1 pseudogene is annotated in these 471 nt (G+C 68.2%); it reads right to left on the minus strand.

Annotation, left to right across the window (positions count from 1 at the left end):
• Positions 1-471: pseudogene (locus DVK01_RS21295) on the minus strand (hypothetical protein); the annotation flags it as partial.

Genomic DNA, 471 nt, shown 5'->3' on the forward strand with positions numbered 1-471 from the left:
GCAGGTCGAGGTCGACGTCAACCTCGTCGTGCTCCTCACCGTCGTCCGGTGCGGACTCGTCGGTCGGCTCCGGCGTTGGCTCCTGTCGCGGTTCGGAGCTCACCGACGCCCCGGCCGGCTCCGCCCCGCTCGGCCGCCGCCGCGTGAACAGGACGACGCCGGCCACGAGCACCGCGAGGACGACCGCGCCGCCGCCGACGAGCGTCCACGGGATGGCTCGTTCCGGGCCCGTCGAGACGTACGTCACGGTCAACTGGTCAATCGATTCGAAAGTCCGTGGTCCCTCGACGACGAGGGCGTTGTTTTCGAGCGGCAGGTTCGTGTCGCTGACGGCGTAGCCCGGCGGCGTCTGAATCGTGAGGTTCTGATTCGACCGAAGCGACGTGAGCCACGTCCCGTCGTCATCGGCCGACAAGGCGTCACCGAGACGCAGTCCCTCGTCGGTCTGTTCGAGGAAGTTGGTCCAAGTGA

The sequence above is a fragment of the Haloarcula sp. Atlit-120R genome (genome assembly GCF_003665885.1).
Classification (GTDB): Archaea; Halobacteriota; Halobacteria; order Halobacteriales; family Haloarculaceae; genus Haloarcula; species Haloarcula taiwanensis.